Here is a 26287-nt window from a genome sequence, read left to right as displayed (position 1 = left end):
CTCCTTAACCGGGAGGATTTACTATTTCTAAAGGAGAATTACACAATCGATGAAACAGGAATTTTTAATCTCTCTCAGCTCGGACCACTATGAAAAATTGCCTCATTACCAAAATTACAGCGTCATCATCCAGGCCATTATAAATAAACTTAACAAGCACTCCGCTGCGGGTTGGCGGATTGTTCAAGTAGATGAATTCGCTTCGTATACAGAGACGATGCTCCCTGAACTGATTCATCGTAAAAAATTGCCCTATCAATCACTTTGCCACATTTATGAGACACTGCCCACAGAAAAGATTCAGCAAGATGGATCTACAAGTGGTTTTGCCTTGCAAAGCGCTGAAACAATTGACAATCAGTTGATCTTTTTTCCTGACCATCAAATAGCAATAGCTAATATTAGCTACTATGTCGCCACTGGTTCTACATGGTCGGAACATACGGTCTTTGCTCCGTCGGCAGAGCATGTGAAGAACTTTATTGAAGAATTGAATAATCTGCAACGCGAGTCGATGAAGACGAATATCACGTATTTAGTCGACACGGAAGAAGGAATCGAAAAGAAAACTTACGGCTTAGGAGAACAAATTGAACGAAGCGACGTATTATTGGATGAGCATTTAAAAAACGAGCTTTACCGCTCAATCGATGAATTTTTCCATGACGACGGTGCATTTTTCAAAGAATACGGATTGCCGTATAAACGGGGGATTTTGCTCTATGGCTCTCCGGGTAACGGCAAAACGACACTTGTTCGCTCGATTACCGGAACGACCGACGCACCTGTTGTTTATTGGCAAATCACGGAATTCACAGGCAGTCATTCCGTACAGGAAGTGTTTTCTACAGTGGAACGGCTGGCGCCTGCAATTCTCGTTATTGAGGATATTGACTCCATGCCTGAACATATGCGAAGTACTTTTTTGAATATATTAGACGGTGTGCACGTCAGAGACGGCTTATTCATCATTGGCACGACGAACTACCCCGAACGGATTGACCCTGCTTTAATCAATCGGGCAGGACGCTTCGATAGTACGTATGAAATCGTCTCTCCTATTGAAGATGTACGCAAACAATATATCGAAAAACTTGATCGTAAGAAACTATTAAATGACAACGCAACGAATGAAATCGCTAAAAAAACAAAAGGCTTATCGATTTCTCAATTAAATGAATTGTATATGTCGATTGCTCTAACCTACCATTACGAAGGCATTATTATTTACGATGAACGCATCCGGCAACTACAAAAACAACATAGGCAAGCCACTCGAAATGATTGGGATACCGATTCTTCTATCGGATTCTAATGTTCGCGTAAAAAAGGAGAGACGAGTCATTCCGTCTCTCCTTTTCTTATTGGTTAAGCTTCCTTCGTGTAACGCAATACCGGCTTGCGAGCTGCCTTTGTTTCATCCAAGCGGCCAATTACTGTCGTATGCGGTGCTTCCTGGACGATTTCAGGGTTCTCTTCTACCTCTTTCGCAATTTGAATCATTGCCTCAATAAACGCATCCAGTGTCTCCTTAGACTCTGTTTCCGTCGGCTCGATCATCATACCCTCTTCAACGTTCAACGGGAAATAAATCGTTGGCGGATGGTAACCGAAATCCAGGAGGCGTTTCGCCATATCGAGCGTGCGCACGCCTAATTTCTTTTGACGACGACCCGACAACACAAATTCGTGTTTACAATGTTGTGTATACGGCAAATCGAAATAAGGCTCCAGACGACGCATCATATAGTTGGCATTCAACACAGCGTATTCCGTCACGGCTTTCAAGCCATCCGGACCCATCGTACGGATATATGTGTAAGCGCGTAAATAAATACCGAAGTTACCGTAGTATGGTTTCACGCGGCCGATTGACTGCGGTACATCATAATCAAGAACATAACGATCTTCTTTCTTCGCAATAATCGGTTTCGGCATGAACGCGGCCAATTCCTCCGTTACGCCAACTGGACCAGAACCTGGGCCACCGCCGCCGTGTGGACCCGTAAATGTTTTATGCAAGTTCAAATGAACCGCATCAAAGCCCATATCGCCAGGCCGTGCTTTTGACATAACGGCGTTCAAGTTCGCTCCGTCGTAATACAGTTTGCCGCCCACTCCGTGAACGATTTCCGCCATTTCTAGAATATCTTCCTCAAACAGACCAAGCGTATTCGGATTCGTCAACATCAACGCGGCCGTATCGCTGCCTACTTTAGACCTTAAATCTTCTAGGTCCACCAGTCCGTTGTCATTCGACTTCACTGTCACCGTATCAAAACCAGCCACTGTGGCAGAAGCAGGATTCGTACCGTGAGCTGAGTCAGGCACAAGCACTTTTGACCGCTCCGTATCGCCGTTTGCTTCATGGAAAGCACGGATCATCATCAATGCCGTCCATTCACCGTGCGCCCCGGCTGCAGGCTGTAATGTGACCGCCGGCATACCTGTAATTTCAGCCAGATGTTCCTGCAGATCATATGCTACTTCCAAAGCACCTTGTACCGTTGATTCATCTTGCAGTGGATGAACACGTGCAAAACCAGGGAAACGTGCGACGGCTTCATTGATCTTCGGGTTGTACTTCATTGTACAAGAACCGAGCGGATAAAATCCTGAATCTACTCCGTGGTTCCGTCTGGATAGCGCTGTGTAGTGGCGCATGATGTCCAGTTCCGCTACCTCCGGAAGTTCAACGTCTACTTGACGAATGAGTGGCTGCGGCAAAATAGACGCTACATCTACTTCAGGTACATCCAATTCGGGTAAACTGTAACCGACACGTCCAGCTTTTGACATTTCAAAAATGAGTGGTTGATTTTCGTTATGCATGGAAAGCCTCCAGTTCTTGCACGAGTGCATCGATTTCTTCTTTTGTACGTTGTTCTGTTACGGCAATTAACGCATGATTGGCTAATTTTTCATCGACCAAGCCTAGATCATACCCGCCAATGATGCCAGATCCGAGCAAACGCTCATTAACTTCCTTAATAGGCGCTTTGCAATCGACAACGATTTCATTGAAGTGTGCTGGACCAAATTTCACTTTAAAGCCGGCCTGTACAAACGCCTGACGGGCATAAGCTGTTTTAGCGATATTTTGATAAGCAATTTCTTTAATTCCTTTTTTACCAAGTGCCGTCATTGCAACGGATGCTGCAAGTGCTGTTAGCGCCTGATTCGAACAAATATTAGAAGTCGCTTTATCGCGACGGATATGCTGCTCACGTGCTTGTAAAGTCAATACGTAGCCTCTGCGTCCTTGATCGTCCGTCGTTTCTCCGACTAATCTGCCCGGCACTTTACGCATCAACTTCTTCGATACTGCAAAATAGCCGCAATGCGGGCCGCCAAATGATTCTGCAATCCCAAACGGCTGAGCATCCCCTACAGTAATATCCGCACCAAGAGCTCCTGGAGGCGTTAAAACTCCGAGTGCAAGCGGATTCGCAGATACAACGAACAAAGCACCGTTCGCATGCGCGATTTCACTCATTTTCTGAAGATCTTCCACTTGCCCATAAAAATTCGGGTATTGAACGAGCACAGCAGCCGTTTGATCGTCAATCAATTCCGTAAGTTTCTCAATGTCTGTCACGCCGTCTGTATTTGGGATGGTCACAGTTTCAATAGATTGCCCGTTAGCATACGATTGGACGACAGCTTGAGATTCCGGATGAACAGTGGAAGAAACGAGTAGTTTTTTCCTGCGTGTATACCCAGCCGCCAGAGTTCCCGCTTCAGCCAATGAAGTTCCGCCGTCATACATGGAAGAGTTCGCAATGTCCATACCCGTCAATTCGCAAATCATTGTTTGAAATTCAAAGATCGCCTGCAATTCCCCTTGCGAAATCTCCGGCTGGTAAGGTGTATAAGCCGTATAAAACTCTGAACGCGAAATGACATGATCGACAATGATCGGCTTATAGTGATCGTAGACACCCGCCCCCAGGAAAGAAGCATAGTCCTGTGCATTCACGTTTTTAGCAGCCAAGCGGCTAAGTTCTTTTAACAATGAAGTTTCAGATTTGGCTTGTTTTATATTATACTCCCCAGTAAATCGGACTTTTTCAGGAATAGCTGAAAACAATTCTTCGATTGAAGAGACTCCGATCACGTTCAGCATATCTTTCTGGTCTTGCTCCGTCATTGGAAGATAACGATGCTTCATAATATTTCTGCCCCTTTTCCCTTATGATCTTTTATAGAAAGGTGTTTCAACCACTTTAGCTTTCAACCGCTTTGCACGGACTTCGACTTCTACCTCAGTTCCAAGTTCTGTATAATCGATAGCCAGCAATGCAAATCCGATATTTTTCTTTAATGTAGGAGATTGAGTACCCGTCGTCACCTGACCGATTTCCAGACCGTCCGAAAAAACTTTATAACCTGTGCGCGGAATTCCTTTATCAATCATTTCAAGTCCCACAAGCTTCCTAAGCAAGCCGTGCTCTTTCTGCATCTTTAATGCATCTTTTCCAATGAAATCAACCTCTTTGTTTAATTTCACTACGAAACCAAGTCCGGCTTCCAGAGGTGAAATATCAGCCGACAGTTCTTGACCATACAATGGAAGTCCAGCTTCAAAACGCAAAGTATCCCGGGCGCCAAGTCCTGCAGGCACGACACCTTCCGCTTCACCCGCCTGTAAAATCTTCGGCCATAATGCTTGAATGGCTTGTGGTGCCCCATAGATTTCAAACCCATTCTCCCCGGTATAGCCTGTGCGTGAAATGAGTACGTCTTCTCCGCTCACTTGTACATGCTCTTTAAATCGGAAAAATTTAATCTCTTCTAAAGCTTGATCTGTCAGTTTTTGCAGCACTGTCTGAGCCTCCGGACCCTGCAATGCCAATAATGCATAATCCGTGGATTGATTGTCAATGACAACATCCTCTGTTTTCTGCTGTTCCATCCAAGCAACATCTTTATCGATATTGGAAGCATTGACAATTAACAAATAGCGATCTTCCGCTAACTTATAAATTAAAAAATCGTCGATGGTGCCGCCTTGTTCATTACACATCACTGTATATTGAGCTTGACCAATCGCTAGTTTCGATACATCATTTGTGACGAGCATTTGCAAATACTCCAGAGCTCCGCTTCCGCTGACCAGCACTTCACCCATATGAGAAACATCAAATAAACCCGCTTTTGTACGAACTGCTTCGTGTTCAGCTTTAATGCTCGAAAACTGAACAGGTAATTCCCAACCTCCAAAATCGATGGTCTTACCTCCATATTTTTTGTAACTTTCAAATAACGGGGTGCGCAATAATTGATTCGTCAATCTGTTTCCTCCTTCATTGTCTGATCGACGCTGATGTCAAGATGATCGATCAGTATGTAGTAGTTCAATCAAAAAGGACAGAGGTCCCCTGTGATAAGAGAACCCCTGTCCTTTTGCCTGAAAACTTCTTCGGTCTTGTCCAGAGATGCGTCCTGCATGCGTTTTTTTACCTGAGAGATTCATAACATTCGTTACTTGCTCCTTCGGCGGCGCCCAATGCGCGCTCTCCCCATGCAATCATTCGCATTATTTCATTAACTTACTTGTCACTGATATCTTAACATTAATTATAAGAAAGCGCAATCTATTTCTGAAAGTGCTCAGAAGGCGAATGATAATCAAAATATCCCAATCATCATTCGCCTTCTAACTTGATAATTATTGATATCTTTCTATTTGAAAGATAATATACTCTGCAATTTCTGTCAATGACTTCCCAGTCGTCTCTACTGTGAAATGACTGGCCTGCAAATATTTAGGCTTTCGCTTCTTGTACAATGTCTCTAGCTCCATTCGCGAAGATTGTTGAACAATTGGCCGATTGACATCAGTCGATATTCTTCGCCAAATATCCCGGAACGAGGCATTTAAGAAAAACACCATGCCGGTTTCTCTCATAAGCTGTATATTTTCTTCTTTTACTGCCACGCCCCCACCTGTTGCGACGATACAAAACTCTTCAGGAAACGAGCGCAAAAACTCAGTTTCTAATTGACGAAAGTATGGTTCTCCATATTGATTAAAGATTTCAGGTATCGTCAATTGCATCTGATCTGCAATTACATGATCCATATCATAGAATGGAATGTCTGTGAGCGTATGAAGTCTTTTACCAATCGCACTTTTCCCGCACCCCATGAATCCTACTAAGTAAATCCTTTTCATTTTCATCCATCCCGTTTCATTAATTCGACTGCTTCTCGCTCATAATAGCGTTCGAGAGAATCGTATATTCCATAAAGACTATCATGCCATGAAACGAGGGAGAAAAGAAAGAGGCTAACGAAAAATAATAGGACAATGGCAAAAACAAACATCCCTCCTTTTTCATTCTGTATATAATCCAATGGCAAACGTCCTTTCTTTCTTGGTCCCGTCAACCTTTTCTACAGATACGTGCAAGCGATTGCCATCCACTATAAATTCACATGATTTCACACCAATCAATAAAGGTACATGGCCTTGCCCATTTACGAGCTTTCGAATCAGCTGCTGGTATACTTGAATGGTAACCAACCCCCTCTCCGTTGCAAACGAGACACTAGTACTGGTAGGTACTGCGACAAACTCTACTTCTTCCAATAATTGCTGGAGTTCTAAAGAGAATAACTCCCACTCACCTAGAAAATCATTCTGGTAACTCGTTTCAATAGGTGCTTTCCAATAAAAGAAAAGAACCGTTAACTGGATAAGGATAGAAAAAATCATCAAATGAATTATACTCTCGAATAATGAAAACCCTTTTTCATCCAGATTCTTCATAGGTTCACACATTTACTGCCAAGTCCTCGTACTTCTTCGTACGTTACGCAGATTTCTCCGCCAGCCACCGTCCAATGATAGTCACGGCCTTCATGCGTTCTGCTGCCTGAAAGCTGGCCGTTTGCCCGAAAATGAATGGCAGCCTGAAAGCTTGTTTCGGCGGCAATCATGGCGTTTTTCTTGATAAGGACAGAGGATGTTAACTTCGTAGCCATAGGCAAGAGCGAGCTAAAAATCACCAGGATAATTACTAAGGACAGCATCGCTTCCGGCCAAGATTGTCCTTTCTCATCCACTGATCATCATCCTTCCCCTTTCAAACTGAAAACTGATTGTTTTCTGCCCGGATTTTTTTGTGCGAATCTTGATTTTGCCTGTCGGATACATATTCCCAGAAGGACTAAAACTCAAATCTCTTAAGCCATCGTTCGGGATTTTCATCATTCCTTCTGGAAATTTGCCTTCTAATAATATCGTCCTATCACTTCTATACGCCCTATAACCATTTCCTTCATCCCTAAACTCAACTCGAGTAGCTTCTTGATGCGTAATGGCATACAACTGCGTCTCATGGACTGCCACCATAAACGATTTCAATGCGTCTTCTTCAGTCACCTGGAGGAGACGTTTTTCACTGAACGGCAGAATGACCGCAGTTAATATAACGATGATGGAAAGAACGAGTAAAAGCTCCAGGAATGTGAAACCCTGTTCTCCTTGCAATATGCGTTTATCCTCCTGCATTTGCAACCTTCACTTTACCTTCCGCATCGATTTCTAATGAGCTACCATCCGGGCAAACCGGAGTTTCGGGTAAATAGTCCTTTGACGTGAGATCTGCTAAACTAGGAGTTTTCTTTTCGTCCATCTTATACGCTTGTATTTGTCCTTCCACCATTTTTACATAAGCACCGCAGCCTTTTTCATCTATTGATTTCGAATGTTTTGTGACATTTGGTATAGCAATAAGAACTAAAATAGTAATAATAAGTAAAACGATCATCATTTAGAGCTGTTTTTCCGACAGTTTTCAATACAGCCTAAAACGTTATTACAAGCGGCGTAGAGTGATTTCTACGTCACTTTTATTTCCTGTATTAATCTACACGTGCCTACTTCCGTGGTTTTTATGTGAATAGACCACTATAAAAGACCACATTTTCAAACGCTTTATTGTGTTCCTTTTAAAAAGACCACATTTCATGAAAAAACAGCCGCTCCTCGATGAGGATGACGGCTGTTCATTTTCATTTTTTATTTTTCAATTTCTCAAGCAGAGCATTTACTTTGTCACGCGTGATTTCTGTTTCTTCTTCCTGGACTTCGATTTCATAGCCGGATTCTGATTTGCTGATCAATACAATATTGCCCTCAGCAATCTGACCTTGAATCTCATTCACAGGAATGATCAATTGATTGATTTCTTCGGGATGTTCCAAAAATACATACTGCCTTTCTTCAACACGATCTAATGTATATTTTTTACTCATTCGCATGCCCACCCATCTTTATCTCGGTCCATTTTAGCTTGGTAAGCCGGATGTCCTTTGGCTACGCCTTTTGGATATACTTTCTTCAATTCTGTACAGTTTTTAAAGTTAGTTTGGGTCACAGGCTTTGCAGCTGGTTTAGATGGAGCTGGTTTGACTGGCGTAGGCTTTGCTGCAGGCTTAGACGGTGCAGGTTTAGCAGCAGGAGTGGAAGCCTTTCCGCAGCTATTCGTCACAGAATGTTTAACGCCGTTAGTTGTAACTGTGATATCGCAGTGTACTGCTGTTTTGTAAGTTTTGGCGCCAACATTTTTATGTCTCGCTTCAATCGCTAGGTGCGGGTGTCCATAGCTGTTGTTTTTACCATACGACAAGATACCAACACTCGGTTTAACAGCGCTAATAAATGCCACTGAACTGCTTGTATTAGATCCGTGATGACCGTTTTTAAGAACCGTAGCTTTAACATCGTACTTAGAGCGAATATAATCTTCAATCTTTGTATCTGCATCGCCCATCAGTAAAAATGATACTTTATTATAAGTGACCTTTAAAACGATTGATGCCGCATTACTATCTTTTGCGTTTTCGTCAGCATATAAAACACGTGTTACTAGTTGTGGATCCAGCGGTAGCTTATCCAATTCTTTTGCAACCTTAAACTTAATATTCTTCTTGTCAATCAACGCCAACATATTATAGTAGGTTTGTGAATTATGCGCATAGCCAGAATCAACAAAGTTGGTTACTGGGAACGCATTTAGTACAGCTTCCAATCCACCGATGTGATCCGCGTCTGGATGAGTTGCTACTACATAATCAAGACGCTTAACACCTTTAGCCTTTAAAAATGACACTACTTTACTTCCAGAAGCTTTAGGTCCACCGTCGACTAGCATGTTTTTGCCGTTTGGCGATTGGACTAAGATTGCATCTCCTTGACCAACGTCAATAAAATGTACTTTCATGTCTTTTGCTGCTGCATCCGTAGAAAACGGCATCAGACTGACGGCTAGCACCATAGTCATGATGAGTGTTACTAGTTTTTTCAATTTATGCACCCCTTTTGTATTATGTTATTTATCATAATCTGTCAGGAGTACGTTGTCTAGATATATTTTCCAACGATAAGTGCACCTGTTAGTAAACAAAACACAAAAATACAGCCATCTTCTATATGAGAGGAATGGCTGTTTTATTTCAATGTAATTTTGTCCTAACACTGATCGACGCAATCATAAAATCAAGTGCAGACATTTGTGGAAGTTCATTTACAAAGGACCAGGCTTCTTTGGAATCAATAAAAGAAAACGACTGAATGGCATGTTCTACCTCACCGGCGACACACAGATAAAGATATACGCGAGATAAACCTTCTTTCTTGCCGTCCATGTTATCTCCGGTTACTAAAATCATCACTGCATCATTTGTTGGGCTAAAAAATGTAGTTAGAAATTCAGTCCCATCCAACTCCATTCGTTCTTTATAATCCACTCCATCTCCCCCTTTAATAGTCAATTCGACATAGGGAGTTAACATCCTTCAAATTATCTAAATAATATGTAAATTAATTTCTGACTTTTGAAAAGTACTCTTTCATCAGCTCTTCTGTTCTGTTGCGTAGCCGATAACTTAGGTAATTGCGAGAATCTTCATACCCATTATGAATAAATATATATTCTGTGAAAATACCTTCTGTTTTACCTTTGATTAGTTTCATTCGATTCTTACTTAGATAATCATGTGTATTTTTCATATCTGTCTGCACCGCTGTCATTACCTCATTGATAAAATTAATATAAGGACCGTTAAACTTTAATGGGAGTTTTTCAAAACGTTCGCGGTCACTCGACAGGATTGTCATGATCATTGGTAGGTAAATCACATTCTCAAAATACGGTATTGCCTCCTCAGGAATCATGCGCATTAGATCACCGCACTCTCTCTTTGCGTAATGGGAACGGCTGCTAAAACATTTTCAATAAGAAAAGTTCGTTTGGATTTTCGTAAAAAGCAATAAGCTCTGAATGAATTATCTCCCACCTGTAGCACTTTGATTTTCCTTTTGCTGATTGATCCATCTTTCGCTAAATACATCATTTCCAATACCTCTCCAAAACTTACCGCTCTTTCTAATGTTTTACGCACACTCGTTCCCCCTTTTTAGTTATTATAAAGAACGAACATTCGTTTGTAAAGGATGTAATAACACTTTCCAGGGACCTCCTTATTTATTTAAATAATTGCTTATTATATAATCCTATGGTGAAGCCTAACTGTGCAGAGGAGGATTTTGAATGACTACTTTAGGCGTTGATATTGGTGGAACAAAGATGTTGTTAGTAGTTGAATATCAAGGTGAAAAAATCTCGAAAATAGTACCGACCGGAAAGATGTATACAGCTGATGAAATCCTTAGAGAAATTAATGAATTCGCCAATCAATTACCTTTTACTATTAATTCTATAGGAGTTGCTGTTCCAGGATTAGTTGAGCAAAATCAAAAAATAGTGATTTCAGATGTGCTGCCTAACATTGCTGGCATGGATACTGATTTCTTAAACATAAATAATATTCCTGTCTATTTGATAAATGACGTTAAGGCTGCGCTTATCCAAGAAACAGTTTTAAATGAAAAAGTTGATACTGTAGTAATCATGATAGGAACAGGTATCGCCGCAGGAATTAACCAAGGTGGACAGTTTGTAGAGGGGTGCAAAGGATGGGCCGGTGAACTAGGTAGCATTCCTATTTCTACTATGGACGGCATTAAAAAGCTAGATGAATTAGCAAGCGGCGCTAGTATAATCGCACAAGCTAAAACTGATGCCGAAACTCTACATAAAAACTTAGAGCAGAATGATGCGAGCGCGCATGAATTAGTCCGGACAGCAGGAGGATATTTAGGATTAGCTATTGCAACAGTTATCAATCTCTTAAATCCTCAAAGGATAATTTTAGGGGGAGGAACAATTCAGTATGAAGGATATTTTGAATCTGCAATAAATGTTGCTAAAGAGAACACACTTCCAGAATTATGGGAGGTATGCACTATTCGAAAATCAGAGGATGCAAAATATATGGTTGCTCAAGGAGCGATGAAATTCGTAGTTGCACAAGAAAAATAAAGCTTTTAAATAATAGAGTACGTTTATAAAACAAAAAAGCGACTCCGTCCGATTATGGATAGAGTCGCTTATGTTATGGGTATTTTGCATTTTTCAGATATTCCGTCGTTTCTATTTCTGCACCCTTTTCATAAGCGGCACCGAAGAAACGTTCTTTTGAAAAATAATGGTATTCGTATGTTCTTTCCGGGTATTTCTTAAAATATACGCGCGTATAAAATTTACCCATTTTAAAGTCATACTTGGTTTCTCTTGATAATATATCATTTTGATAGCTGTGTTCCTCTAAATAAGAATCAAAATGGCGTTCTACTGTTCTTTTTTCAAAATATTTAACTGTTAAAAAGATCGAACCAATTATTAAAAGAACAATAAATAAAATTACTAATACTTTTTTCATAAAAACCTCCAAATTTGGAAAATAGTTTGTTTTATTATTCATCTATGATAATATCATATTAACATTGCAATGTAAAAAATTTCTAAGGGAGACAAAAATGAAGAAAATTCTAAGTTTATTATTTTTATCGTTACTAATTACTATCTCACCTATTTCTACGAAAGCAGATACTACCTTATCTAAAGATACAGTTGGGAACCCTGAGTTGACTTATGAAGTTTATTTAGAATTAATTGATTCAGGTATTTTAGATGAAACTATTACTTATGACGTTTGGGTTCAATTAAATTCTGAAGAAAGAAGCAATTCTATAAAAGAAGAAGCTGAATTATCTTCTCTTCCTACAACTTTGAGTGGATCAACCTCTTCATTAGTGAGAGGCGATATTTTAATATCTAATGGATCAAGCTCCTATGGTTTAACTGGGCATGCTGGGATTGTAGTGGGGAATGATCGAATACTACACATAGCTGGGCCTGGATATAAAACAAATATTATTAAGTTTAGTACGTGGACCAATAAATATGGAAAGCCAAGAGGCGGTATAGTTAATACTGAAGTTTATCGAATTAGTAATTGGACACACAGGAATGCTGCGGCCGACTGGGCTGTTGCAAAATATGAAAATTTGGGAGCTAGTTATAGTCTAACGACCGGGTTATATACTTTTAATCCAACATATTGTTCGAAAATTGTTTGGCAAGCATATCATTATGGACCTTCTACATCATTAGTGAACGCACCTGGAGGACCACTTGCAACGCCTTATGGTTTACCGACGTACTTTAAAAGTACAGCAAATATAAGTTACCAATTTAATTTTTAATCTAAACGCTGGAGGACACAACTCTTCCAGCGTTTAGATTTTTTTATTTTGCAACTAAATACATATTTTTTATCTTGCTATTAAAAATAGTATATTTTGAAGAGCTGACGAGCCACTACAAATTAAGCAACGTAAAACCCATTTATGGATGGACGTCAGAATTTATTTATTCGTATCGATAATATACTTAGCTGCTAGTCCTAACAAATCAACATCTGTGATCTGGCCATCTTCTAATTTCTTTTGCCACGATTCGTGAGCGCCAGCTTTTACAGCTGCATTTACAATAATCTTGCGTCTGGCTTTACTACCTAACGTTAGCTCAGTTTCAGCTTTTAATGCTGGACTGGAAAATCTCAATTCGTCATCCTCCTTTGAACTGTTTGGCGTTGCTACTACTGTCTTAATGCCAAAATAGTCATTGATGCCCTTTGCAGTTAAACGTGCCAGCTTGTCCACTTCAGTGATTAGTAGCGACTCATCGTTATTGTTACTAATAAACGCATACTCCACCAGACAGGCCGGCATGTTCGTCTCACGTAATACAGCAAAGTTTGCACGCTTCATACCGCGATCGCGCAAACCAATCTCTTTGATAAGAGCGTTATGAATGGCTCCTTGAAGTTTAATTGTTTTTGCGTTTGAAGTCTTATCAAAAATAAACGTCTCAAAGCCGGTTGCCGTTTTGTTGGTTGCGCTGTTGTCATGCAAGCTAACAAATATGTCTGCCCCCCATTTATTCGCCGCAGCTGCTCTTTGCGATAGCGTCAAATAGACATCAGTTTCTCGCGTTAAATTGACCGTATGACCATGTTGCTGGAGCAGCGTTTTCATTCTCAAAGCAACTTTCAAGACGTTATTTTTTTCGTAGGACCTTGCTCCTCCTGCCCCACTATCGTGTCCGCCGTGTCCTGGATCGATCAAGATTTTTACCATCAGTCAAACACCTCATTCTCCGAATCCGCATAGCATTCCTCGCACATCGGCTCTCCGTTGTAATTTTCCAAAAGCCGGATCTCTTTTTCACACACAACGCATTCGATTGTATTACTCATTACTTATCATCCTTTCTTGGCTTCTTGTATCGCATAACCTGCTTACTGTCATCCACGCCATCAGTAGTTGGATCAACCACCACACCGATAATGACTAGCAAAGCAAATAAGGCGTTAATAAAATTGGCCGCTTCTTCTCCAATTAGGTCTGCAGCTAATACATACCCAAACCAACTCGCTACAATCTGTGCAACCAATAAAAAAGCCGGCACCAAGGCCAGCCAAAACAATTTATTCTTTGCTCGTACTTTCCAGTTAATTTTCATCTTATAGACCTCCATTATTTTAATATTTGAAGCAAGCCCGCTATGCCTGCTAGTATTCCACCTGTTCCTGCAAAAGCTCCTACTATGCCTAACACAATTTTCTCACGCGTGGAAAAGCGTTTTAGCGTGATCCGCTCATCCTTGTGGATGACATCAGATTTCATCTTCATTTTCTGCATATCAACTTCGAAGTAGTGTTCCATGAATCTACTTAGAATACCCCTTGTTTCCTGACCATCCTTCATAATCGTTAGTTCGAGATTAGTTTGCGAAGATTTTATTTCTTTCACCTGACTTGTAATTTCCTGTACTTGCGCGCTTACGTTAAGCTGTGATTTTTCCACTTCTTCCAGACGCGGCAAGATATTATGGTGTATCAATTCGTCATGTCTTTCAAGCATTTCAAGCTCCTCCTCTGTTCGAGCCATATCTCACCCCACCACACTTTTCTCTTTATAAATGGATTTAAAAAAGAACGCCCCTAAGGACGTTCCTGAATTATTCTTTTACTTGCTCCATCATGAAAATATCGGACATAGTGATTTTTTTGCCAGTAATGGATTGCAATGCAGAGTTTTTGCTTATGCCCATCCCATATATCAATTGCATAAAATCCCGTGGTCGACCTTCCACTATGCATTCTTCCCCATCAATAAGTGTCAGTTTTGTTTTCATTACCCCGTCCCCCTCTGTAGTACTAATATACGACAGGGAGGAAGTATTACCCTTCTATTTACCCACAACTATTTACACAGTTACCTAACATTCTCCAGCTGTACATTATAGCCTTAAAGGAAACATTCATGCATTTGCATAATTTCTTGATGATTAGCCATATTAATATAAAAAGTGGTGATCAAATGTTTAATCCCAGAACGAATCGTTTCCTGGTAGGCAGCGCTATTTTATCCAGCGCTCTAAGTGTGGTCGTTGTTGCATTAACGATTTATCATCATTTTGTTATTCAAGATAAGATAGATGATTTAAAAAATGAAAAAATTAAATAGTCGGATCTGAATAAGCGTCTATGCAACTTTAGACGCTTATTTACTTTCTTTTTCAACCTCAGCAGCCAAATACTCCGCAACCGGCACCTGGTACTGTTTAGGCAGGCTGTCGATTTCACGCGCTCCTGCTTTCACCAATAGACCGTACACTGGAACCATGTATTGATAAACCATTATTCAGCACCCCCTTTTAGCGCTTTGACTTCGGCTTTCAATTCCTCGATTTGTTCTTGCTGCCCGGCCATTGCTTCTAGGAGGACAAGAACAGTTTCATCAATCTTAGGTGGTTCGTCAGGAAACAAAGGTTCCAACGGGCCATACGAACCGTTTGGCTGCTTTCGTCTAACCATAATCATTGTGTCAACGCCCCCTGAATTTGATGGATTGGTTTATCGCCAGTCCAAGAGAGTTTGATAGCGATCTTCTCGGCTGAAACATCTGAGCGGAACTTGTAGAAATCTTCCACTGTTCCAATTTCATCTGGACCAGAGGAATCGAATTCCATTGGCTTAAAATCTTCCGGTTCTTTACCGTTCGTCATACTGATTTCAACCGTTACGTCTTGCGCTTCGTCCCTTTTGATCCATAACAAAACGCCTTGTGCAGATCCAGCCGGGGGTACGATGGTGTAACGCTGCACGGCAGATGCTAAAGGCGTTAGGTTTGCTTTCTTATTCAGTTTAATAGTTTTGGAAAACTTGAAATCGTATGTGTCAGAGACTTCGACGACAATACTATTTTCACCGTCTGTCAGCTTGGACAATGGAATATCAAATGAAAACTCCCCTGCAGGTCCATTGTGAATCTCAACGTTTATACCGTTGTTAATACGATAACGTACCACTACATCGTTGTCATCAGGATCAAACGACTCCCCAGTAACCGTTACTTTATCAACATTGATTAAATCAGATTGATCTGTGATCGGATCGATTGTCAATAATGGTGGGCGATTTGGAACAACATAAAACGTCCGCTTCTCGACATCCGATTTCCCGCCCTGGTTATCCTCTGCCCAGACTTCAAGTGTATGAGCCGTGCCCTCTGTCAGCTTGCCAGTGATTTCCGTCTCGCCTTTATAAAGTTTTCCAGACTTGAAGAGCAGTTGCTCGCTGAATGGAATTGCTGATCCGTCAGATAGCTTGGTCTCGATCCCTCTAGCAGTGCCGCCGTTAATACGGTAATAAACGATCAGGACGTCTCCAATATCCAATTCCAATGCAGAACCTTTGATTGTAAACGTGTCTTTTTCGTAGAGAGTTTTGTTGTTTTCGGTTTCGAGCGTTAGAGTCGGAATCTTGTTGTGCTGGATCGTGAACGCTTCGGAATAAACGTAGTCGGAATAAACGCCGCTTGTGTTTTTAGCCCTTACCCTAAATTCGACTGTTGTAAGTGTCTTGTCAGTTGTTACGGTGAATGAACGAGTTAATGCACTTGTGTGCGAACCAACATTTTGCCATGCACCGTCATTGTATCGGCTTTGAACCTCGTAGGTGCTGATACTTGGTGCGGATGAGGCGCCGAACGCGAGCGTTAGAGCTTGTTTCGGTTCGAGTACTGCATTGATTGCCGGCGCTGTAAATGCCGATGGTGGTGCAATGGATTGCGATACGCGGGAACCTCGGACGTACCAAAATCCATCAGAGTGCCTGCCGTCCGTTGGGTAAGATCCTTCTATGGCCGTGATATTAGATTGTACTAGACTACCCCGTGAGTAAGTAGGAGAATAGATATTTTTTGAAGGATCTTTCACACTCACCAGGTTATTAAAGTAATCCCCTGTCCCACCCATGAAAGACGGGCTATTGCTACCTGTCCCATCATAGGCTTGATATCTGTAAAGATATCCCTCTCTGATCTCATAGGCGATATCCGTGTTATACACGTTTTCAAATCCGGTCCATAAGTCAGATATTCTGTACTGATTAGCAGCTTTATCATAGAGGTACCTTTTTCCCCTAGATAAAAAGCTTTTCTTATCCCCATTAACGTACCCTTCTGAAAAGGTTGCATTTTCTATCCAGTTAGAGGTTGTTAAAGTATTGTACTTACTCCAGTAGTAAGTAGGCTTCGAAACGGTAAATACCGCACTCTCCCGATACCCGGATTCTAACCCTCCTGAATCCACGGCTTTGACGCGCATTTTTAGAGATGTAGCTGTCGGGATTGTGTAAGTAAAGCTTGGTGTCGATGTTTCACCGACTTTTGCATATGAACCGCTGTTGATAGCCGCTTCCCAAATATATTTCGAGAGATTGCCCTCTGCATCCGATGAAGCGCCGACGGAAAATACTTTGGCGTCTCCGATTTCTAAAGTGCCGGTCGGCTGAGAGAAAGCTCCTGGCATTGTTGGGGCTGTATTAATTAATTCTTTTCTAACGTACCAATAACCATCATTATGTTTGCCGTTATTTGGGTAAGTACCGTTCTCGGCAACGATATTAGACTGAACTAGGTTTCCTCTACCATCATAGAAAGAATACTTTGTTCTTGGGGCATGCCTTACGCAATTTGGAAAAACTATATACAAGCCCTCATCAAAGGGTTGACCTCTTAAAAGCACCGTTTGGTTGTAATCGACAAAGACAAAATACCCGCCTTTATTTGCAGAATTATAGCCCTCAACACGAGAAGAAAAGCTATCCAAGTCTAGCTGACCATTACTTTTTATAGTAGGTATTCCGTTAGTCATTTGGTACATCTCATCTCTTTTGAGTGACCAACGGTGACCATCTTCCGTTACACCCAATTCATAACCATCCGGATAACTAACTCTTGTTACAGTATACTTATCGTAATAATACTTGGCCATCTCACACCACCTCCATTACTGAATAGGTACCCCAAGCACCATTATCCATCCGACCATCCGCAATCGTCACGTTACTCCGAGCAATAACAGCGCCTTTGACGTAATCATGCTGTAACGGCTGGACGGTGATCGTAGACTCCGTTACATCGGTAATCAGCACGTCCTCATGATTGGTAGCGTCATAGATTGTCACCTCTGTAAATGGTTTAAATCCGTCTGTATTATCAACATTAAGGACGGTAGTTCCCGCCGACCGTGGGGCTGTTAGGACCGCACGAGCAGTTTGACGTACTAACTTATTTGGCTCGCCGTCGAATGTGTCTGCGAAGGTTCCGCTATTGCCTGGCGCCTTGCCGTCGAGTTCCTGCTGAATCTTAATGCGTAGGATGTCATTAGCATGACCGTCTAGGCGTTCGTGAGACTTTGCTATGCCTTGTTCAATATGGTTATATCTTTCCGCTGCATGCAGTGTCCCATCTTGGAGTCGTTTCCACTTCGGAATCGGCTCACGTGTAATTGGGTGTAGAATCAAATTACCGTATGGGCCGGTTTCATATATGATATTCCCTTCATTATCCCTTAAGGGAATTGGTTGCTTGTTTTCATCCAGCTCGATGATATCGTCTTTCCACAAATACGGATCGTAAACATACGGTTCAGCCACTCGTAACTCCCTCCCTTATTTCCAAACTTAAAAAGAACGTGACCATTAGTCCGTTCCCGTCCTTTTTGATATCCATTGTTTGCTCACGGATCCGGCGTCCGTGCTGATCATGGACGTAAGCATGCGTAACATGACCGGATTCCGATTCCAAGTACACGAATTTCTTTAGAGTGTTCCCTTCTATATAGGATGACTCATGAATCGGATAATCCTTTACGATACCGTCAATCGTCACTTTTGCACCGACAATCAGCCGATCCCAAAATTTCAGTGTTTCGTCTTCCAATAGTGAAACCATTTAATAACCCCCTTCTGAGGAACAATAAAAAGTCCCTGTAACTGGATACGGGACTTGGTAGGTGTATGATTTTGATTCTGCTTCGACTGTTACCTTGTCTGCTACTCCGTTAATTGGTGCTGTATGGAACGTGCCGGTGGTCTGGTACGGGACTGGGAAGGTGTATTGTTTGGTACGAACTTCCGCAATCAATCCAATAGCAATGTGTATTAAAAACTCCAAATGAGCCGGTTTTACTTCGTTAATTGCTTTATAAATATCAGCAGGATTCATCTCAACAGTTTCATCGGCCGGAAATATTCCTTCGAATCGATATTCGTTGGGATATTCTACAATAAAAGCATCTTTATTTTGCGTATACAAGTTCAATATCTTTGTCAGATTGGCTTTCGTTGCTGGCTCTGTTCCATTTAATTTCACAAGAATACGCTCACGACGTTTTCGGATGGACATTCGCGGGGCAGGCGCTAAGTCTAACACTCGATCCCAATAATCCAATCCCCAGGTCGCAGTAGACACAAACATCTGATCCAGCAAATCTTGCGCTTCCGCTCGTTTCCGTTCAATTTCCTGCGCGTTCCCCCGCATGATCGCATTGACTTCCGGCGACTCCTTATAATAAGACGGCATACTATCAAGCATTTCCTGTTTCCGACGTTCGATGTCGTTTTCATTTACTCTAATCATGTCAAGATCACCTGCCCAACAACTGCTACGTCATCGGCAGATATTAACACATTTTCTGCACCCATTATGCCGTCTGCCCCGATTTCTACATCATCATAGTCTTTGATTCCTTCCGTGCGTAAAATAGCGCGTGAAATCTGCGAATAACGTATTTCCATACCCGCTTCAGTCAGATATTCAGCAATACTTTGCTCTACTGCTTCTTGTACGTCTTCAGGCAGTAGACCACCTTCCAATACGAGAGAAGCTATTACATCAACCGGCACTTCTTTGATGGCGACAACCGTTACGGTAGCGCCAATTGGACGTTCTTTTTCAATGTGATCCGCAACCGCCTGAACCTGTTCTTCTGTTGGTGCTCGCCCTTCCGAGTTGATAACCGTGACTTTGACCGTGCCAGGACCATCCCATAAAGGCGTGACTCGCGCCTGGCTGATTCCGGGCACTTGTCTTGCCCATAATTCGTAATGGTATATATTGCCGGATGTAATAGGTTTTCGGACCTTCAGTAGTACACGAGATTTCAATTCATCATCAGATTCGCGGTCAACGCCCCCCTGAAACTCAATTGGATTGGTGATGATCGCTTCCGGCAAATCTACACAAGTCATATCGCTGTAAGTCGGGATATTCCCTTTTTCTCCCGGGAACTCCGCAACCGCTTGTACGGTTACTTCTCCACTTTCCGGCACTACTGCATATTCTGTGATTAATAGTGTCAACAGCCAGTCGTCATACTGGACTTGTACCTGTGTATCGATGTTGATTTCACGACCAGGTTTATCCGATATCAATAGCCACCCTTGCGCAAACTCTGCTTGCTTCCGATATTCGCCGAAGTGCATGGCGTGCTTATCGACGTACTCCATTTGTGCTGTATCAAGAAATCCGTTCTCCGCTTGCGCATTCAGCACAACGTTGAGTACTTCAATTTCCCCTGCCGGCGCCGCCTGCATGTCATACACGATGGCACCTTCCCGCTTGTCCACATCATCACGAGTCGACGCAAGCATGTCAGCCAGAATCTCGTCTTTCGTTCGCTCGATGTACATTAGATCACCACCTCCTGACGTACCCTGCCGTAAATTGACAGAACGTCAGCATAAATAAAAACAGCGTCACCTTCGCGGTGCGCTGTAATGTTATCGACTGATAGTATACGGTCATCATATTCAATTGCCTCACGGACCATCCGCGGAATTTCAGAACGAAGGAAACCGTCCGTAACATCTCGTCCTAGTAGACTGGGGAGTTCGCATCCGTAACCATCTGTATAGATCGGCCACTTACTTCGCTCTGTGATGATGGCTTTGCGAATGAATTGTTTGACCGCTTCCAAGTCGTCCACGAAACCACGGATCCTTCCAGTTTCAAAATCCAAAATGTATGTCTTAGTTGGTTGTTCTGCATCATCGCCAGACACTCTTTCAAGATACTCGTCTAGCAATTCTGTTTCATTTTTTGGCAGGAGACTCATTTATAGCTCACCACCCTGTCCACTATCGTAAATTTTGCGCGTTCGTTGTCACATTCAACGATGACGCGGTCGCCTTCTTTGAGAACATCCAAGTAGGATATTTCGGCGTTTTTCAGGCTGATGCTTGTTAGCTCATGTGTATGTGGCCCCTGACCGTTTGCGGTCATAGGTGAAGCAACTACCAGTCCTATGATATCTGCCTTACGCTTGTGAGCCGTAAGACGTTCTGAAACATAGATGTCATCTTTGTCATAGGTGTTTTCGTCGTGGTCAATGTGCAGCTTAATGTCGGGAGGCGCGCTTATGATCGTGCCAAACTCCATGGTGGATGTTTCGTTTCGTCCGATGTCGCGCATGGCCTGTACCATCTGCGAGTATGGACTGCCTTCATATTTCAATCGTTTTTGCATTTGCATCATAACGCCCTCCTTATCGACATGTAGTGCTGGCCCCAGTAACCCGTTGTGTAGGTGTGCTCTGTGCAACCTTTGTCGTGCATGCTGATGCAATAACCTTTACGAGTGACGATACCAACGTGTGAAACGCCCTTGCGGTAAGTGTTTTGGAAGAATACCAAGTCACCCGGCTTTGCATCCGCTTTATTGACTGACTTGCCAAGTCTGATCTGTGCAGATGTTCCATGCGGCAACTTAATACCGTGCTTGTTAAAAACATAGCTAGTAAATCCGGAACAGTCTGACGTTCCGTTTGGCAGGTTTTTGCTGCCGAATACGTAGCGCAATTTCCCTTTATAGGAATTGGCAGTCTTGATAATGCCGGCCGCTTTTCCTTTGGCAGCCTTGTCTACTTCACGTTGCTCCTTCTTTGTATTCCACTTTTTCTTGATGGAATTCCACGTCTTAACTTTCGCTCGTGCGTCTGGTGCACCTTTCCCTTTTTCAAGGATGGCTACTTCGATTTCTCGGCGTCCGAACGTGGATGTTGCATTCTTACCTTGAATGAGGATGTCGATGCGTTTACCTTTAATTGCACCACCTGAATCCTCTGCCAAATACATGCCATTATACTTTGGCATGCTGGGTACCTTGATAGCGACAACCGAGCCATGAGGAATCACTTTTGGATCAACCGCGATCGTCCGATTATACGCCCAACGCGTACTAGTTGCTGTCGTGCGCGGATCACCACTTGTATTGATGCCTCCAAGCATTGGATCATAAGCTGTCGCAATCCAACCTTTTGTATAGGCCACGTCATACTCAGCGCTACTCCCGCTATCAGAATCCGTTTCTTCGTTTGGTGGCTCATATTCGAGTACCGGCAAATCAAGCGTTTTAGATAGCGTCAAGTCCATGACATGCACACCACCTGCACTAAACTCATGGTTATCTGCCAGTACGAAATAAGTTCCGCGAATACCTGTCAGGTTATCCTGTACGACTACAGCCATGCCAGCCACCATATTGCGAATGCCCAGCACCTTGATAGACATTTCTTTCTGCGGCTTGGATAGTTCGGCAAGCAATGCATTTGCAAGTCCCGGCAATGCCGATTGATTGGCGTCTGAATTATGTTCGACATGTTGCATGATTCCATATTTGTCTGTGTCCTTTTTGACGACAACCTTGTATGGTGATTTTTCATCGCCGCCTGTATACAACACCTGCGTCCGTGTATCATCAATAGATTCGGAATAAGATGCGGAAATTAGGTTCTTCCCGGCTTCGTAGCGCAACCATTCCTTTGCCGGTTTAACTTCTTCAAGGGTTAGCTTACCTTTGACGTTATGGAGCATGTATCGCTTGCCAGTGACCTTCTGCGTCATCGTGAGCGCCGTAATAAATACGTCATAGATCGTTTTACCGCGCATGATAAAACGCGGGATTTTATGTTTGGTGTCAGATAGTTTTCCGATTGCTAAGCCGTAATTGCCGCATAGCGTTTTGATAATATGTGTCGCGGTTTTCTCAATAAACTTGACGTTGACCGTGTTTTTAATCAAATATTCATTGCCATCTTTGGCAATCAGGCTATCCCGACCATCAGAATGGCGCTCGAAACTGCGCACCGTGCCGCGAAATACTTCCATTTCACCTGACAAGACGCGGATCTCTTTGCCGTTCACGATATCAAATATCCGCTGAATGCCCTTTGTTGTATTGGCAAAAGTGACGGAACACTCTCGCGCCGCTTGTGCGACATCACCTTTAATGGACACTGATTCGACGACCTCACCCATCTGATGAAGCGTTTTCCCATCGTAATACAGTACCTGTACGTCCGGTCGGTCAGATTTATAATCAATTGGTTTCGTTGTCATTTCGGCAACACCAACTTCATACCCGCCGTGATCTTATCCGGGTTATTACCGATCAATTTTTTGTTGGCGTTAAAAATATCCTTCCAACGGTTTGCGTCTTTATAGACCGCAAAGGCGATCTTACTGAGGCTTTCCCCCGCTTTAACAATGTGTGTGCCGCTCGGTGTAGCTGTCGAGCCTTTATTGACAACCGGTGGTCTGTCGGTCTGTTTGGTTGGTGCAGCTGGTTTAGTAATGTCTACTTTCTTTCCAAGCGTCAGGAATTCATACTCTTTTAACACAATGTTGAAATAGACATCGCCTGGCTCGCCCGCACGTTCCAGTTCATAGTTGAAATCACGAACAGTCACTGGCAAGTTAATATTCGTACCTGTTACCATAAAACGGATCGGGCGCTTACTATTGCGCCACCGCTCAATCCAGTTGATAAATTTGTACGGGTCCGGTATATCGACATAATCGCAATAAGTGGAGTTATAATCACGCGGCAAAAAGGACTGGAAGGAAAACTCCTTCAGCCCTCTGTCTCCGATAATCGTAAATTCTTTTCCCGAAACTATTTCAATGTCTGTATTCGTAAAAGGCGACGATACATTAACTACAGGAGGGGGCACTGGAAAGCGCAGCTTCTCCGCTCCGTTGTTATAACTCAACCAATACTCCGGTATCGCCATTATGCGCCCCCCTCTCCTGCTGCAATGAATTTGCGCACCATTTTGTCAGCTAGACGATCAAGATCTGCTTCCTCACGGATGACCGTACCGTTCATTTGAATGATGAACGGACGTCCTCCCCCACCGCCTTTTTGACGTTCTTTATTTTCTTTTGCGGTAAGCACTGCTTCCCCGCGGTGGAGTCTGTACGGCTTGTTATCACGCGGGACGTATTTGATACCGTGATAGCGACCTTCGCCTTTTTCGTCTCCGCCGCCCCCGCCTTCAAATTTAACCGTACCACCTCCACCTAGCTTTGATAGCCAGTTCGGCACTTTGAATTTCGCCAACGCAGACTTGAAGGTGTCAAACCAACCGGCGACCTTTTCGATTGCCCCGCCGAAAACTTCAAATTTACCTTTCAAAGCATCCATTTTAGGATTCAGTGCTTCGAGGGTTTTGGTGAAAATACCGCTCAGAAATTTCACAACCGGCTTTAGGATGGTGTCCCAAACAATCTTCAGTACTCCAAACGCCACTCCAATTGCTGATCCGAGCAGTTTTAGAATCGGTCCTACAATGGTCCACAGTAATTGAAAGTTCTTCATGGCAAATCGAAGAGCAGGCGCAATAATGTTTGTCCATGCAACCACTGCAATATCCGCCACAATCATAAAGGCGTTCTTTAACGCGCCGAATATCGGCTGTAGAACGGACCACAATGTTGTGAATACGTCTACCAATACGTTTTTACCGATGGAGAATGCTTCGGCTAATAGATCCAAAGTAGGCGCCAGCTCGTCTTTCTTCTGCAAAAGGAAGTCTCCGAGTTGCTTGAAGCTTTCTTTGACCTTGCCAAACGTCTCCACGATGCTGTCTACAAAGTTACGCGCCATTTGGATCTGGTCGTCGCTGAATCCCATCTTCTTCATGAGATCACCGCCGCCTGAACCTGTTTTAAGCACATTGAAAACCTCTTTGAATGTGCCAAGAAGGTTCTGTACCGCATTACGGAACGGCTCAATTTTTTGGTAGGCTACCATAAACCCAGTTACTAGTCCCGCAACTGCAAGAATTGCAATACCGACGCCCGAACCGATGACAGCGAACAATGCCCCAATTCCCGCAATTGCTCCTGCAGCCATCGCCATGCCACCGAGGACGGCGCCAAATACCAACGCGGCTTTTGCGATTTCTTTGAGGATGGGGTGGATGGGTTTGGTTGCATCATAGATTTTTTTCATCTGCTTGGCAAAAGCACCTAGTTTTTCATTAGCGTTTTCAAAAGTTTGACTAATGACAGGCTTGATTTTCTTGATGATATTCTCAATTTTCCCTGTACCGCCGAGCGCTTGGTCAATAGCAGTGATTGAACCAGCGACCCCATTCGTTATGGCTGTACTAATGTTTTTCCAAGCTGTAGCGAGGCCCCCTGAACTATTTAATGCGGCTTCAGCAAAACCATCTTGCGCCTTACTTAATTCGATCAGTTTGTCATTGAATTGCTCGAAAGTAATTTTCCCGTCTTTAAGTTTATTATAAAGTTGATCTTGAATTGCGCCCTCTGTTATGCCGAATGATTTAGCTAGGTCGTTTAGCCCTAGCCCCATTACCTCTTGCAATGTTGTCCAAGAGTCCATATTAACTTTACCGGTAGATAACATCTTGAGATATTGTTCAGTACCCCGCGCCGCCTTGTCCGCATCTGCTCCTGACGCTATTAATGCATTGTTCAGTGCGAGAGCTGTCTCCGTCGCTTTATCCAAATCACCCGTCATGATTGCTATTCTCTGTGTGGTTGCCGCTATCTCATTTAACGTTGTCGGCAAACCATCAATACCTTCTACCAACCGGTCGATGGCCTTTTTTGATTTATCCGTGGAAAAACCGATTTTCTCCATTACCTTCGGAAACGCATTTAAAGTATCATATCGAGCGACCGCGCCCTCAATTGCTCCTTTGAGCAATTGGAAACCTTTAGACGCGACCGCAACTACCCCTACGGCAGATGCTATACCTAGTATGGCACTTCTAGCGGATGACGCCGGGCCTTTTATCCCTGTATTTATACTGTTTTTAATCTTGCTGCCCATTCCGCTAAATTTGCTTGGCAGCTGAGAAGCACTATTGCCTATGCGACTCAACGCATCACGTGAGCGGCTGCCAAGATCAGTAAATTTTCTCCCAACATCTTTCGCCGTGGTAGTGATTGACTTTAATGATTTAGAAGAAAAGTTGCCCGCTTTACCAACTGTGTTTTGCATTTTACTAGCATTGCTTTTTATTTTATCCAAGCCTTTGGAAGCGATTTTGCTAGCATCGGAAAACTTTTTCCCCATATCACTGGTCGAGCTTGCCGCTTTACTCACTTGATTCTTTAAGCGATCCAGCTGCTGTCCAACTCTTTTCAGTCGATTGGTGAAGTCATCCTGCAATTTCAGCTTGGCGACCAAATCAAATGCCATTGA

The 26287-nt window shown here is 42.9% G+C and carries 33 protein-coding genes and 1 riboswitch; of the genes, 3 read left to right on the top strand and 30 right to left on the bottom strand.

The window, feature by feature from the left end; genetic code table 11:
- The first annotated feature begins 49 nt into the window (after positions 1 to 49).
- Entirely contained in the window at positions 50 to 1315 is a 1266-nt protein-coding gene (locus MKX97_RS07950) for an ATP-binding protein (RefSeq protein ID WP_078816553.1), read from the top strand.
- Positions 1316 to 1368: 53 nt separating this feature from the next.
- Here MKX97_RS07950 and gcvPB read toward each other — a convergent pair whose 3' ends face one another.
- The 13 genes from gcvPB to MKX97_RS07885 form a co-directional block, all read right to left on the bottom strand.
- Complete coding sequence (gene gcvPB, locus MKX97_RS07945; RefSeq protein WP_342537389.1) at positions 1369 to 2832, bottom strand: aminomethyl-transferring glycine dehydrogenase subunit GcvPB; 1464 nt, start codon at positions 2830 to 2832, stop codon at positions 1369 to 1371.
- Complete coding sequence (gene gcvPA, locus MKX97_RS07940; protein ID WP_342537388.1) at positions 2825 to 4171, bottom strand: aminomethyl-transferring glycine dehydrogenase subunit GcvPA; 1347 nt, start codon at positions 4169 to 4171, stop codon at positions 2825 to 2827. Before gcvPA ends, gcvPB begins: the two co-directional genes overlap by 8 nt.
- Before the next feature lie 21 nt (positions 4172 to 4192).
- Entirely contained in the window at positions 4193 to 5293 is a 1101-nt protein-coding gene (gene gcvT / locus MKX97_RS07935; protein WP_078816551.1) for a glycine cleavage system aminomethyltransferase GcvT, read from the bottom strand.
- Between the two features lie 148 nt (positions 5294 to 5441).
- Positions 5442 to 5534: riboswitch (glycine riboswitch) on the bottom strand.
- A 137-nt stretch (positions 5535 to 5671) separates the two neighbouring features.
- The gene (locus tag MKX97_RS07930) at positions 5672 to 6178 is read right to left on the bottom strand and encodes a shikimate kinase (protein ID WP_221835019.1); all 507 of its coding nucleotides are present in this window, start codon (positions 6176 to 6178) and stop codon (positions 5672 to 5674) included.
- 162 nt (positions 6179 to 6340) lie between these two features.
- Entirely contained in the window at positions 6341 to 6775 is a 435-nt protein-coding gene (gene comGF / locus MKX97_RS07925; RefSeq protein WP_009496814.1) for a competence type IV pilus minor pilin ComGF, read from the bottom strand.
- Positions 6772 to 7071 (bottom strand): hypothetical protein, encoded by a 300-nt coding sequence (locus MKX97_RS07920; protein ID WP_342537387.1) that lies wholly within the window; start codon positions 7069 to 7071, stop codon positions 6772 to 6774. The genes comGF and MKX97_RS07920 overlap by 4 nt, the downstream gene beginning before the upstream one ends.
- Complete coding sequence (gene comGD / locus MKX97_RS07915) at positions 7064 to 7498, bottom strand: competence type IV pilus minor pilin ComGD (protein WP_342537386.1); 435 nt, start codon at positions 7496 to 7498, stop codon at positions 7064 to 7066. Before comGD ends, MKX97_RS07920 begins: the two co-directional genes overlap by 8 nt.
- Positions 7499 to 7505: 7 nt before the next feature.
- The gene (comGC, locus tag MKX97_RS07910; protein ID WP_342537385.1) at positions 7506 to 7781 is read right to left on the bottom strand and encodes a competence type IV pilus major pilin ComGC; all 276 of its coding nucleotides are present in this window, start codon (positions 7779 to 7781) and stop codon (positions 7506 to 7508) included.
- Positions 7782 to 8022: 241 nt separating this feature from the next.
- Complete coding sequence (locus MKX97_RS07905; RefSeq protein ID WP_342537384.1) at positions 8023 to 8265, bottom strand: DUF3006 family protein; 243 nt, start codon at positions 8263 to 8265, stop codon at positions 8023 to 8025.
- A complete protein-coding gene (locus tag MKX97_RS07900) occupies positions 8262 to 9317 on the bottom strand; it encodes an MBL fold metallo-hydrolase (RefSeq protein ID WP_342537383.1) in 1056 nt (351 codons plus the stop codon). The genes MKX97_RS07905 and MKX97_RS07900 overlap by 4 nt, the downstream gene beginning before the upstream one ends.
- Positions 9318 to 9465: 148 nt before the next feature.
- Positions 9466 to 9759, bottom strand: coding sequence for a hypothetical protein (locus tag MKX97_RS07895; RefSeq protein ID WP_342537382.1), 294 nt, complete (start codon positions 9757 to 9759; stop codon positions 9466 to 9468).
- A 73-nt stretch (positions 9760 to 9832) separates the two neighbouring features.
- Positions 9833 to 10192, bottom strand: a complete 360-nt coding sequence (locus MKX97_RS07890; RefSeq protein WP_342537381.1) for a hypothetical protein — start codon at positions 10190 to 10192, stop codon at positions 9833 to 9835.
- Positions 10192 to 10413 (bottom strand): transcriptional regulator, encoded by a 222-nt coding sequence (locus MKX97_RS07885; RefSeq protein WP_342537380.1) that lies wholly within the window; start codon positions 10411 to 10413, stop codon positions 10192 to 10194. The genes MKX97_RS07890 and MKX97_RS07885 overlap by 1 nt, the downstream gene beginning before the upstream one ends.
- Positions 10414 to 10562: 149 nt before the next feature.
- Between MKX97_RS07885 and MKX97_RS07880 the strand changes: the two genes are divergently transcribed.
- Positions 10563 to 11393 (top strand): ROK family protein, encoded by an 831-nt coding sequence (locus tag MKX97_RS07880; protein WP_342537379.1) that lies wholly within the window; start codon positions 10563 to 10565, stop codon positions 11391 to 11393.
- 73 nt (positions 11394 to 11466) lie between these two features.
- Here MKX97_RS07880 and MKX97_RS07875 read toward each other — a convergent pair whose 3' ends face one another.
- The gene (locus MKX97_RS07875; protein ID WP_342537378.1) at positions 11467 to 11793 is read right to left on the bottom strand and encodes a DUF3139 domain-containing protein; all 327 of its coding nucleotides are present in this window, start codon (positions 11791 to 11793) and stop codon (positions 11467 to 11469) included.
- 97 nt (positions 11794 to 11890) lie between these two features.
- Here MKX97_RS07875 and MKX97_RS07870 point away from each other — a divergent pair, with 97 nt between their 5' ends.
- Entirely contained in the window at positions 11891 to 12619 is a 729-nt protein-coding gene (locus tag MKX97_RS07870) for a hypothetical protein (RefSeq protein WP_340758694.1), read from the top strand.
- 162 nt (positions 12620 to 12781) lie between these two features.
- Here MKX97_RS07870 and MKX97_RS07865 read toward each other — a convergent pair whose 3' ends face one another.
- From MKX97_RS07865 to MKX97_RS07790, 16 genes are all read right to left on the bottom strand, one after another.
- Positions 12782 to 13555, bottom strand: a complete 774-nt coding sequence (locus MKX97_RS07865) for an N-acetylmuramoyl-L-alanine amidase (protein ID WP_342537377.1) — start codon at positions 13553 to 13555, stop codon at positions 12782 to 12784.
- Between the two features lie 118 nt (positions 13556 to 13673).
- Positions 13674 to 13940: a phage holin gene (locus MKX97_RS07860; protein ID WP_342537376.1), complete on the bottom strand. Its 267-nt coding sequence runs from the start codon at positions 13938 to 13940 to the stop codon at positions 13674 to 13676.
- 14 nt (positions 13941 to 13954) lie between these two features.
- Complete coding sequence (locus MKX97_RS07855) at positions 13955 to 14368, bottom strand: hypothetical protein (RefSeq protein ID WP_342537375.1); 414 nt, start codon at positions 14366 to 14368, stop codon at positions 13955 to 13957.
- A 70-nt stretch (positions 14369 to 14438) separates the two neighbouring features.
- Positions 14439 to 14615, bottom strand: a complete 177-nt coding sequence (locus MKX97_RS07850) for a hypothetical protein (protein WP_342537374.1) — start codon at positions 14613 to 14615, stop codon at positions 14439 to 14441.
- 368 nt (positions 14616 to 14983) lie between these two features.
- A complete protein-coding gene (locus tag MKX97_RS07845; protein WP_342537373.1) occupies positions 14984 to 15121 on the bottom strand; it encodes a CD1375 family protein in 138 nt (45 codons plus the stop codon).
- Positions 15121 to 15303: a hypothetical protein gene (locus MKX97_RS07840; RefSeq protein ID WP_342537372.1), complete on the bottom strand. Its 183-nt coding sequence runs from the start codon at positions 15301 to 15303 to the stop codon at positions 15121 to 15123. The genes MKX97_RS07845 and MKX97_RS07840 overlap by 1 nt, the downstream gene beginning before the upstream one ends.
- Complete coding sequence (locus MKX97_RS07835) at positions 15300 to 17759, bottom strand: hypothetical protein (protein WP_342537371.1); 2460 nt, start codon at positions 17757 to 17759, stop codon at positions 15300 to 15302. The genes MKX97_RS07840 and MKX97_RS07835 overlap by 4 nt, the downstream gene beginning before the upstream one ends.
- A gap of 1 nt (position 17760) precedes the next feature.
- Positions 17761 to 18423: a hypothetical protein gene (locus MKX97_RS07830; protein WP_342537370.1), complete on the bottom strand. Its 663-nt coding sequence runs from the start codon at positions 18421 to 18423 to the stop codon at positions 17761 to 17763.
- Positions 18416 to 18721, bottom strand: coding sequence for a hypothetical protein (locus MKX97_RS07825; RefSeq protein ID WP_342537369.1), 306 nt, complete (start codon positions 18719 to 18721; stop codon positions 18416 to 18418). Before MKX97_RS07825 ends, MKX97_RS07830 begins: the two co-directional genes overlap by 8 nt.
- Complete coding sequence (locus tag MKX97_RS07820) at positions 18722 to 19408, bottom strand: putative phage tail protein (RefSeq protein WP_342537368.1); 687 nt, start codon at positions 19406 to 19408, stop codon at positions 18722 to 18724.
- A complete protein-coding gene (locus MKX97_RS07815) occupies positions 19405 to 20460 on the bottom strand; it encodes a baseplate J/gp47 family protein (RefSeq protein ID WP_342537367.1) in 1056 nt (351 codons plus the stop codon). The genes MKX97_RS07820 and MKX97_RS07815 overlap by 4 nt, the downstream gene beginning before the upstream one ends.
- On the bottom strand, positions 20460 to 20885 hold the full coding sequence (locus tag MKX97_RS07810) for a DUF2634 domain-containing protein (protein WP_342537366.1): 426 nt from the start codon (positions 20883 to 20885) through the stop codon (positions 20460 to 20462). Before MKX97_RS07810 ends, MKX97_RS07815 begins: the two co-directional genes overlap by 1 nt.
- On the bottom strand, positions 20882 to 21304 hold the full coding sequence (locus MKX97_RS07805; RefSeq protein WP_342537365.1) for a DUF2577 family protein: 423 nt from the start codon (positions 21302 to 21304) through the stop codon (positions 20882 to 20884). The genes MKX97_RS07810 and MKX97_RS07805 overlap by 4 nt, the downstream gene beginning before the upstream one ends.
- Positions 21301 to 23166 carry an NlpC/P60 family protein gene (locus tag MKX97_RS07800; RefSeq protein WP_342537364.1) on the bottom strand — a complete coding sequence of 622 codons (1866 nt, stop codon included), beginning with the start codon at positions 23164 to 23166 and terminating at the stop codon, positions 21301 to 21303. The genes MKX97_RS07805 and MKX97_RS07800 overlap by 4 nt, the downstream gene beginning before the upstream one ends.
- Complete coding sequence (locus MKX97_RS07795; RefSeq protein WP_342537363.1) at positions 23163 to 23840, bottom strand: LysM peptidoglycan-binding domain-containing protein; 678 nt, start codon at positions 23838 to 23840, stop codon at positions 23163 to 23165. Before MKX97_RS07795 ends, MKX97_RS07800 begins: the two co-directional genes overlap by 4 nt.
- Positions 23840 to 26284, bottom strand: coding sequence for a tape measure protein (locus MKX97_RS07790; protein WP_342537362.1), 2445 nt, complete (start codon positions 26282 to 26284; stop codon positions 23840 to 23842). The genes MKX97_RS07795 and MKX97_RS07790 overlap by 1 nt, the downstream gene beginning before the upstream one ends.
- Between the last annotated feature and the right edge of the window lie 3 nt (positions 26285 to 26287).

This window comes from Sporosarcina sp. FSL K6-3508 (assembly GCF_038615825.1).
GTDB lineage: Bacteria > Bacillota > Bacilli > Bacillales_A > Planococcaceae > Sporosarcina > Sporosarcina newyorkensis.
The sequence above is the reverse complement of the archived record's forward strand: the minus strand, read 5'-3'. Positions and strand labels throughout refer to the sequence as shown.

What these genes read in the sequence shown, in the direction of transcription:
- MKX97_RS07950 (WP_078816553.1), top strand. Translation starts at nt 50, where the DNA reads ATGAAACAGGAATTTTTAATCTCTCTCAGCTCGGACCACTATGAAAAA.
- gcvPB (WP_342537389.1), bottom strand. Translation starts at nt 2,832, where the DNA reads ATGCATAACGAAAATCAACCACTCATTTTTGAAATGTCAAAAGCTGGA.
- gcvPA (WP_342537388.1), bottom strand. Translation starts at nt 4,171, where the DNA reads ATGAAGCATCGTTATCTTCCAATGACGGAGCAAGACCAGAAAGATATG.
- MKX97_RS07930 (WP_221835019.1), bottom strand. Translation starts at nt 6,178, where the DNA reads ATGAAAAGGATTTACTTAGTAGGATTCATGGGGTGCGGGAAAAGTGCG.
- comGF (WP_009496814.1), bottom strand. Translation starts at nt 6,775, where the DNA reads ATGAAGAATCTGGATGAAAAAGGGTTTTCATTATTCGAGAGTATAATT.
- comGC (WP_342537385.1), bottom strand. Translation starts at nt 7,781, where the DNA reads ATGATGATCGTTTTACTTATTATTACTATTTTAGTTCTTATTGCTATA.
- MKX97_RS07905 (WP_342537384.1), bottom strand. Translation starts at nt 8,265, where the DNA reads ATGAGTAAAAAATATACATTAGATCGTGTTGAAGAAAGGCAGTATGTA.
- MKX97_RS07890 (WP_342537381.1), bottom strand. Translation starts at nt 10,192, where the DNA reads ATGCGCATGATTCCTGAGGAGGCAATACCGTATTTTGAGAATGTGATT.
- MKX97_RS07880 (WP_342537379.1), top strand. Translation starts at nt 10,563, where the DNA reads ATGACTACTTTAGGCGTTGATATTGGTGGAACAAAGATGTTGTTAGTA.
- MKX97_RS07875 (WP_342537378.1), bottom strand. Translation starts at nt 11,793, where the DNA reads ATGAAAAAAGTATTAGTAATTTTATTTATTGTTCTTTTAATAATTGGT.
- MKX97_RS07870 (WP_340758694.1), top strand. Translation starts at nt 11,891, where the DNA reads ATGAAGAAAATTCTAAGTTTATTATTTTTATCGTTACTAATTACTATC.
- MKX97_RS07865 (WP_342537377.1), bottom strand. Translation starts at nt 13,555, where the DNA reads ATGGTAAAAATCTTGATCGATCCAGGACACGGCGGACACGATAGTGGG.
- MKX97_RS07860 (WP_342537376.1), bottom strand. Translation starts at nt 13,940, where the DNA reads ATGAAAATTAACTGGAAAGTACGAGCAAAGAATAAATTGTTTTGGCTG.
- MKX97_RS07855 (WP_342537375.1), bottom strand. Translation starts at nt 14,368, where the DNA reads ATGGCTCGAACAGAGGAGGAGCTTGAAATGCTTGAAAGACATGACGAA.
- MKX97_RS07850 (WP_342537374.1), bottom strand. Translation starts at nt 14,615, where the DNA reads ATGAAAACAAAACTGACACTTATTGATGGGGAAGAATGCATAGTGGAA.
- MKX97_RS07845 (WP_342537373.1), bottom strand. Translation starts at nt 15,121, where the DNA reads ATGGTTTATCAATACATGGTTCCAGTGTACGGTCTATTGGTGAAAGCA.
- MKX97_RS07840 (WP_342537372.1), bottom strand. Translation starts at nt 15,303, where the DNA reads ATGATTATGGTTAGACGAAAGCAGCCAAACGGTTCGTATGGCCCGTTG.
- MKX97_RS07835 (WP_342537371.1), bottom strand. Translation starts at nt 17,759, where the DNA reads ATGGCCAAGTATTATTACGATAAGTATACTGTAACAAGAGTTAGTTAT.
- MKX97_RS07825 (WP_342537369.1), bottom strand. Translation starts at nt 18,721, where the DNA reads ATGGTTTCACTATTGGAAGACGAAACACTGAAATTTTGGGATCGGCTG.
- MKX97_RS07820 (WP_342537368.1), bottom strand. Translation starts at nt 19,408, where the DNA reads ATGATTAGAGTAAATGAAAACGACATCGAACGTCGGAAACAGGAAATG.
- MKX97_RS07815 (WP_342537367.1), bottom strand. Translation starts at nt 20,460, where the DNA reads ATGTACATCGAGCGAACGAAAGACGAGATTCTGGCTGACATGCTTGCG.
- MKX97_RS07810 (WP_342537366.1), bottom strand. Translation starts at nt 20,885, where the DNA reads ATGAGTCTCCTGCCAAAAAATGAAACAGAATTGCTAGACGAGTATCTT.
- MKX97_RS07805 (WP_342537365.1), bottom strand. Translation starts at nt 21,304, where the DNA reads ATGATGCAAATGCAAAAACGATTGAAATATGAAGGCAGTCCATACTCG.
- MKX97_RS07800 (WP_342537364.1), bottom strand. Translation starts at nt 23,166, where the DNA reads ATGACAACGAAACCAATTGATTATAAATCTGACCGACCGGACGTACAG.
- MKX97_RS07795 (WP_342537363.1), bottom strand. Translation starts at nt 23,840, where the DNA reads ATGGCGATACCGGAGTATTGGTTGAGTTATAACAACGGAGCGGAGAAG.
- MKX97_RS07790 (WP_342537362.1), bottom strand. Translation starts at nt 26,284, where the DNA reads ATGGCATTTGATTTGGTCGCCAAGCTGAAATTGCAGGATGACTTCACC.